The sequence below is a fragment of the Microbacterium sp. GQ128 genome, from assembly GCF_059758615.1.
The window spans coordinates 323,680-330,998 of the sequence record NZ_JCAXDY010000005.1; the positions used below are offsets into that span (position 1 = coordinate 323,680).

The following is a 7,319-nucleotide window of genomic DNA, read 5'->3' on the forward strand; positions in this document are numbered from 1 at the left end:
TTCGAGCTCAGTGCAGCTCGGCGTCGGCAGCCGACCGTTCCCATCGGGTGAACCGTACGGTGAGACCCGCACGTGTCGGTGCGGCGAGGAAAGGCCCGGCGGACGCCGCAGCCTGGCCGTCGAACGGAGCGACGCGCACCAGCCGCCACGGTTCGTCGTCGGCGCGCGCCCGGACGATCACGGCATCCGCCCACCGGCTCACGCGCACCGTGATCTCTCGGTCGTGCCACTCGTCGACGAATCCGACCGACCAGTCGGATCCTCCGGCGGTGACGACGGCACCGAGCCCGAGATGATCGTCGGCGTACTCGAGGCCGGTCTTCACCCAGTGCTCGTCGTCGATACGCACGAAGACCCCCGCCTGGTCGAACTGGCCGTCCCACGGTGCACGGAACGACACCTCCATCGCCTCGCCCACAGCGAGCGGGGCAAGCAGAGCGTGCTCGGTGTCGTGCACGAATCCATATGCGGTGTGCCGCCAGGCGTCGCTGCCTTCGACGGCGGTGACGTCGAGGTGCTCGGCGTCCTCCACGGCGGCAGGGGCATGGGTCCAGGTTCCTTCGGACCATGCAATCATGCTTGTATGAGGCATATTTCCAATCCATAACCTAATAACGCATATATCAGCAAATATTCGTGATAAGGTTATCGCATGGTCATAGCCGTGATCGCAGACATCGTGGGATCCCGGGAGCTCGGGGATCGTGGAGCGGCGCAGCGCGTGCTGGACGAGACCATCGCGCAGGCCGAGACCGACCTTCCTCTGGCCGTTCAGCCGTTGACCCCCACGGTGGGAGACGAGCAGCAGGGCGTCTACCGGGAGCTCCGCGATGCGCTGACCTCGCTCTTCCTGATCCAGCTGCTGCTGCCCGATGGGATCGCCTTCCGATTCGGCATCGGCGTGGGGGAGGTGCGCGCCGTCGCCTCCGTGCACGGCGAACTGGCCGACGGGCCCGGCTGGTACGCCGCCCGCGCGGCGATCGAGACCGTGCACTCCCGTGAGCAGCGCGCCGTGCCGCGGACGCGCACCTGGATTGTCGGAGCGCCGGGGCAGGATGAGGTCATGGCTTCGACGATCGCGGTCTCCAACGCCTATCTGCTCGCGCGTGACGAGCTGGTGGGAGCGATGAGTGCGCGCGAGCGCCGACTCACCTACGGGCGCCTGGTCGGCCGATCGCAGCAGGAGCTCGCGGAGCAGGAGGGCATCTCCCAGCCGAGCATCTCGAAGTCGCTGCGACGCGCCGGATCCGCCGCGCTCATCGAAGGACTCGCTGCGCTCAGGGAGGAGTCGGCATGATCCTCGCCGGGTTCATCCTGCTCGCCATCGGAGCCGCAGACCTCGTGCGGCAGTTCGTTCCCCGTCGCTGGATCGGATATCTGGCCGCTGCTGTCGTGCTGCTGCTGCTCGGCAGCGTCAGCGACGCTCTGCTGCCGATGATCGCCGCGCTCGTGGCCGGCGCGCTCTGGATCTGGTGCATGCCCGACGATCGAGCGTCGCGCGCCGGATTCTGGCCGGCCGTCGTCCTCGCTCTCATCGTCGTGGGAGCTGTGATCTGGACGGGTGGGCGAGCGCATGCCGGCCTCATCGGCGCGGTGTGGCAGCTGCGTTCGCCGTTCGGTGAGGTCACATTCGATCTGGCGATCCTGGTGCTCGGAGTGACGGCGTTCCTCTTGGAGTCCGCGAACCTCGTGGTGCGTGCGGCTCTCGACGGCGAGCACACCTGGCGTCCGGCGGAGCAGATCGCGGAGCCCGATTCCGGCTCTGACGACGCATCCGTCCCCGAAGCCGCATCCCGCGCCACGGAACCGCATCCGACGGTCGCCGGACCGACCGACGATCAGCCGTCTGCGGTGGCGACCGCCCCCGACCCCCGAACCGGTTTCCAGGGCGGGCGCCTGATCGGCCCGCTCGAGCGCATCCTCGCCCTGATCCTCACGCTCGCCGCGGCGTACCCGATCCTCGCGGCGATGCTGGCGGCGAAGGGCATCGTCCGCTTCCCGGAGATCTCGCGCGACGGCGAGACCGGCGCCAGGGCCGAGTACTTCCTCGTGGGGAGCCTCGTCAGCTGGGTCATCGCCCTCGGCGCAGCCTTCCTCGTCTGGTGGGCGGCGCACAGCTGACGGCGGGTCAGCCCAACGATCGGTACCAGTCCAGCTTCTCTGCGAGACGCCGCTGCTGCGCGAGAACCTCGGCGAGCTGTTTCTCGACGGTCATCGCGTGCTCCTCGAGAAGCGCGATCCGCTCCGGGATCGTGTCCTCGCGCTGGCAGAGTCGACCGTAGCGGCGCAGGCGTTCCACCGGCATACCGGTCTCGCGGAGGCACTTGAGGAACTCCAGGAGTCCGAGTTCGGCATCGGTGTACGCGCGATGTCCGCCGGCCGTGCGCGACACCGCGGGCAGGATGCCCTCGCGCTCGTAGTACCGGAGGGTGTCGATGCTGAAGCCGGACCGGGCCGCGGTCTCCGCCGGAGTGTACGTCGTCATGAGCAGAGCATAGGGCTTGACCTGGAGCGCGCTCCAGGTTGCACAGTGAAGTCATGACCAACCTGAACACCCCTGTATCCCCGCTCGTTCTCGGAGCGATGTCCTTCGGAACGCTCGTCGATGAGGAGACCTCTTTCGCCCTGCTCGACCGCTTCGTCGAACGCGGCGGCATCTGGATCGACACCGCCGACTGCTACAGCTTCTGGGCCAGTGGGACGGGGCACGGAGGGGCCTCCGAGGCGGTGCTCGGTCGATGGCTGGCAGCGCGACCGGGTGCACGCGCGCAGGTCCGTATCTCCACCAAGGTCGGCGCCGAACCCCTCTGGCCCGGATCCTGGCCCGAGCGCCGGACCGGACTCTCTCCGCGCGCGATCCGCGCTGCGGTCGACGGGAGTCTCGAACGCCTGGGCGTCGACAGGATCGACCTGCTCTGGCTGCACCAGGAGGATCGGGCGGTCGCGATCGAGGACACCGTGGACGCTCTCGCGGAGCTCACCGCCGACGCCACGGTGAGCCGGGTCGGCGCCTCCAACCACCCGGCCTGGCGCATCGAGCGCGCCCGTGCGCACGCGAGGTCCATCGGAAGCGTGCCCATCGACGCGTTCCAGTTGAACAGCACGTACCTGCGCACGCGTCCGGGGACGCTTCCGCCCGGCGTCGCTCACCCCTTCGGTGTGCTGAGCGACGAGCAACGCGACTTCGCCCGGGCGAACGGGATCGAGATCTGGGCGTACACCCCGCTGCTCTCGGGTGCCTACGACAATCCGGAGAAGCCGGTTCCCGAGGTGTACGACCACCCCGGGACTGCACGTCGGCTCGCGGTGCTGGACGAGATCGCGGCGGCGCGGGGTCTCGGCCGAGGGCAGGTCGTGCTGGCGTGGCAGCTCGCGCGCGGCATCCGTCCCATCCTCGGTGGCAGCAAGCTCGATCAGCTGGATGTCGCGCTGGATGCCGCGTCGATCACCCTGTCCGTCGAGGAGATCGAGCGCCTCGACGAGCCGGTCTGAGGCGATTCGGTGCTGCTCTGCGCTGATAGCCTGGAACGCGTGTCAACTCCCGCTCTGACGACCGCACCCCAGGCGATCGACCCCACGTTCGAGAACGTGTGGGACGAACTCGTGTGGCGTGGCCTGGTCCAGGTGTCCACCGACCAGGAGGCGCTGCGCGCCCTGCTCGCGGGAGACCCCATCACGTATTACTGCGGGTTCGATCCGACCGCGCCGAGCCTGCACCTGGGCAACCTCGTGCAGCTCCTGACGCTGCGTCGCATCCAGCTCGCCGGGCACAAGCCTCTCGGCCTGGTCGGTGGTTCCACCGGTCTGATCGGCGACCCGCGTCCGACAGCGGAGCGCACCCTCAACACGCGGGAGACCGTCGAGGAGTGGGTGGGACGTCTGCGCACGCAGGTCGAGCGCTACCTGAGCTTCGAGGGTGACAACGCGGCCCGCATCGTGAACAACCTCGACTGGACGGCGCCGCTGAGCGCGATCGACTTCCTCCGCGAGATCGGCAAGCACTACCGTGTCGGCACGATGCTCAAGAAGGATGCGGTCGCTGCGCGTCTGAACTCCGACGAGGGCATCAGCTACACCGAGTTCAGCTACCAGATCCTGCAGGGGATGGACTTCCTCGAGCTGTACCGCCAGTACGACTGCGTGCTGCAGACGGGCGGGTCCGACCAGTGGGGCAACCTCACCAGCGGGACGGACCTGATCCGCCGCGCCGAGGGAGCGTCGGTGCATGCGATCGGCACTCCGCTGATCACCAACAGCGACGGCACGAAGTTCGGCAAGAGCGAGGGCAATGCCGTCTGGCTCGACGCCGAGATGTGCAGCCCCTACCGGATGTACCAGTTCTGGCTGAGCACCGCGGATTCCGACGTCATCGACCGTCTGAAGGTCTTCACGTTCCTGAGCCGAGCGGAGATCGAGGAGTACGCGGAACTCGTGGCGACCGAGCCTTTCCGGCGCGCCGCCCAGAAGCGTCTCGCGCTCGAGGTGGTGGTGACCGTGCACGGTGTCGACGCCGCGGCGGCGGTGATCGCGGCATCCGAGGCGCTGTTCGGGCAGGGCGATCTGACCGCGCTCGACGCGGCGACGCTTCGCACCGCGCTGGAAGAGCTTCCCAACGCGACCGTCGCGCCCGGCACTGCGGTGGTCGAGGCTCTGGTCGCGACCGGCCTGGTCGCCAGTCTCTCCGAGGCGAGGCGCGCGATCGCCCAGGGCGGTGTCACGCTCGACGGTCAACGTGTCGAAGACGATGCCGCCACGGTCCAGGGAACTCTTCCCGGGGGAGTGTCCGTCCTCCGCCGCGGCAAGAAGACTCTCGCCGGCGTCTTCCTCGGCTGAGCCTTCGCTCTTCGGATAGCGGCGCCGCATGCCCTTCACTCCCAGCCACGCGCTCGTCGCGCTGCCGTTCATCCGGACACCGTTGGTGCCCGCGGCGATCGCGATCGGCGCCATGACCCCGGATCTGCCGCTGTTCGTGCGCGGTGTCGGGTTGAACTACTCGTTCACCCACACCTTCGGCAACATCCTGTGGACGGCGCTGCTCGCCTTCGTCCTCTTCCTCCTCTGGCGCGTGATCCTGCGACCGGCGGTGCCGGAACTCGCGCCGCTGTGGCTGGCGCGTCGGCTTCCGGAGGACTGGAGCGAGGGCGGTGCGGAAGCCGCGGGGCGAGCCGTCGGCGTGGGGGAGAAGCGCGGGTACCCGGTGCTCCTCGCGGTGTCTTTCCTGATCGGCGTGGCATCGCACATCCTGTGGGATCTCTTCACACACGAGGGTCGTGCCGGCGTGCAGCTGCTCCCCGGTCTCGATGCGATGTGGGGTCCGCTGCCCGGATTCAAGTGGCTCCAGCACGGGTCGAGTGTGATCGGCCTGCTGATCATCGGCGTCTGGGCGCTGCTGTGGCTGCGTCGGCGGGACGCGCGAGCGGATGTCACGCAGTCGCTGCCGCAGGGGCTGCGCATCGCGTGGTGGGTCTCGCTTCCGGTGATCCTGGTCGCCGCGCTCGTCTGGGGGATCATCGCGTTCGGCCCCATCGACGCCGAGTTCACCGTGCAGCATCTGGCCTATCGGGTCCTGCCTCCGGCGTGTGCCGTGTGGGGTGCGATCACGTTCGTGCTCTGCATCGTGCTGGCGGTTCGCGGGCGTCGTCACCAGATCGGCTGATCCGACCCCCAGGGGTGCGGGGCGTCGAACTCGAGTCCGGTCATCGCCGGTCGCGCGGTGACGAGGGATCTGGCGTCGACCTCGAAGCGCGCGAGGTGCGGGCCGACATCGAACTCGACGTCGTCTTCCGGCTCCCGGCGGCGCGGCATCCCGAGGAGCTCGGCGGCGATGCGGCGGAGTGAGGTGCCGGTGTACCAGGAACCGCCTTCGCGTGCGCGGCGCAGAAGCTGCGTGGTCACCGCAGCGGCGAGCAGGTATCCGGCACTGTGGTCGAGCGCCTGGGCGGGAAGCGTGCCGGGGCGGTCGCCGTCCGGTGACTCGACGAGCGCGATACCGGATGCTGCCTGCACGAGGCTGTCGAAGCCGGCGCGATCGGGATGCTCGGTACCCCAGGCACTGAGTTGCGCGATGATCAGGCCCGGATAGCGTTCGGCGAGTACGGAGGGGTTGAGCCCCAGCCGGTCCAGCGCCCCGGGGCGATAACCGAGCACGACGGCGTCGGCAGCTGCGAGCAACTCGTGCATCTGCGGCGTGCGCGCATCCAGCCGAGCCGAGCGCTTGCCGTGACCGGTGTCGAGGTGCTGCCACTCGGGCTCCGGGAGGTGCGGCGGATCGATGCGCAGAACGTCCGCGCCGAGGAGAGCGAGCGTGCGGGTGCACACGGGACCGGCGATTACGCGGGTGAGGTCGAGCACGCGCATACCGGCGAGGGGGAGACGATCGTCGTGCGTCGGCATTGCGCGTTCGGGCCGCCGGTAGCGAGGTGTGGCGCCGGTGATGTGTCGGACGTCGAGAAGCGGCGCATCACGGAGCGCTCGATCAATCGCCGGATCCTCGGCGGTCACGGCGACGGCGAGCCCTCCGGCGCGCGTGACCGCTGCGACGGCCTCCGCCGTCGCCCGTTCGTGGAGCGCAGCCCGAACCGCATCCGCGTCGGCGTCATCGTGCACTCCGAGAGCGGTACACAGGGCAGTCGCGTGATGCGGGTAGTTGCCGTGGGTCCTGATCCACCCGTCCGCGGTCCGCCAGAACCCCGAGTAGGGCGACCACACCGGGGGAGCGACGCCGTCGATCGAGAGCACGCGGTCGCTCCGATAGGCGGTCGCCGCACGGTGGGGGTCGATGGCCGCGGGGGAGCGGCCTGCGGAGAGCATGGCCGAGGCGACACTGGCCCAGGCGAGTTCGCCGGTCGCCAGCCGAGAGGGGAGCGGGACCGCGGCGTGGGCGTCGAGCGCGCGATTGATGGGGCGGAGATCGAGCAGGATCCTGACCCGATCGAGCAGGGCGGCTCCCGGGCTGATGGCCGGGTCAACGGTGGTCGGGAACATGGCCAGATCGTACTCTCGAGGGGATGCTGCGCCGGAAACCGCGGCTGATCCGGCGTAAAGCACCTGGGGCGCTCAGGCGACACGCCCGGGCGGTATGCCCCGATTTGCCAGAACCCCGGAACCCACGTAACTTATTACTTGTTCGCCCCACAGGGAAGCGGAGGAGCCAAGAGCTTCACCCCCCTCAAGCGGAGAACCACTCCCGATCCACTCTCACTTGAGAGATCAGGCACTTGCGTCTAGGATAGGGAATCCACCTCTTCTGCGGCTGTCATCAGCTGCGCTGCGGATCTCTGATCTGCACGGCGCGCCGATTTGACAAGCGGGACAGGGTG

At 68.8% G+C, this 7,319-nt stretch carries 8 protein-coding genes; 5 read left to right on the plus strand and 3 right to left on the minus strand.

Annotated features, from left to right (window positions below):
• Positions 1-7: 7 nt before the first annotated feature.
• Complete coding sequence (locus tag AC6CHX_RS17520; RefSeq protein WP_240745039.1) at positions 8-577, minus strand: DUF1349 domain-containing protein; 570 nt, start codon at positions 575-577, stop codon at positions 8-10.
• 75 nt (positions 578-652) lie between these two features.
• On the opposite strand from AC6CHX_RS17520, the gene AC6CHX_RS17525 reads away from it, so the two are divergent.
• Both AC6CHX_RS17525 and AC6CHX_RS17530 read left to right on the plus strand, forming a co-directional pair.
• A complete protein-coding gene (locus tag AC6CHX_RS17525) occupies positions 653-1,297 on the plus strand; it encodes a SatD family protein (RefSeq protein WP_498273843.1) in 645 nt (214 codons plus the stop codon).
• On the plus strand, positions 1,294-2,121 hold the full coding sequence (locus AC6CHX_RS17530; RefSeq protein ID WP_498273844.1) for a hypothetical protein: 828 nt from the start codon (positions 1,294-1,296) through the stop codon (positions 2,119-2,121). The genes AC6CHX_RS17525 and AC6CHX_RS17530 overlap by 4 nt, the downstream gene beginning before the upstream one ends.
• Positions 2,122-2,128: 7 nt before the next feature.
• On the opposite strand, the gene AC6CHX_RS17535 is transcribed toward AC6CHX_RS17530, so the two are convergent.
• On the minus strand, positions 2,129-2,485 hold the full coding sequence (locus AC6CHX_RS17535) for a MerR family transcriptional regulator (protein WP_498273845.1): 357 nt from the start codon (positions 2,483-2,485) through the stop codon (positions 2,129-2,131).
• Between the two features lie 53 nt (positions 2,486-2,538).
• Between AC6CHX_RS17535 and AC6CHX_RS17540 the strand changes: the two genes are divergently transcribed.
• The 3 genes from AC6CHX_RS17540 to AC6CHX_RS17550 are packed head-to-tail and all read left to right on the plus strand — an operon-like array spanning position 2,539 to position 5,656.
• On the plus strand, positions 2,539-3,492 hold the full coding sequence (locus AC6CHX_RS17540; RefSeq protein WP_498273846.1) for an aldo/keto reductase: 954 nt from the start codon (positions 2,539-2,541) through the stop codon (positions 3,490-3,492).
• A 39-nt stretch (positions 3,493-3,531) separates the two neighbouring features.
• On the plus strand, positions 3,532-4,833 hold the full coding sequence (gene tyrS, locus AC6CHX_RS17545; RefSeq protein WP_498273847.1) for a tyrosine--tRNA ligase: 1,302 nt from the start codon (positions 3,532-3,534) through the stop codon (positions 4,831-4,833).
• 28 nt (positions 4,834-4,861) lie between these two features.
• Positions 4,862-5,656, plus strand: coding sequence for a DUF4184 family protein (locus tag AC6CHX_RS17550; RefSeq protein ID WP_498273848.1), 795 nt, complete (start codon positions 4,862-4,864; stop codon positions 5,654-5,656).
• Here the strand turns inward: AC6CHX_RS17550 and AC6CHX_RS17555 are convergent.
• Entirely contained in the window at positions 5,641-6,984 is a 1,344-nt protein-coding gene (locus AC6CHX_RS17555) for a CoA transferase (protein ID WP_498273849.1), read from the minus strand. The two genes, AC6CHX_RS17550 and AC6CHX_RS17555, sit on opposite strands and share 16 nt — an antisense overlap.
• Positions 6,985-7,319: the final 335 nt, after the last annotated feature.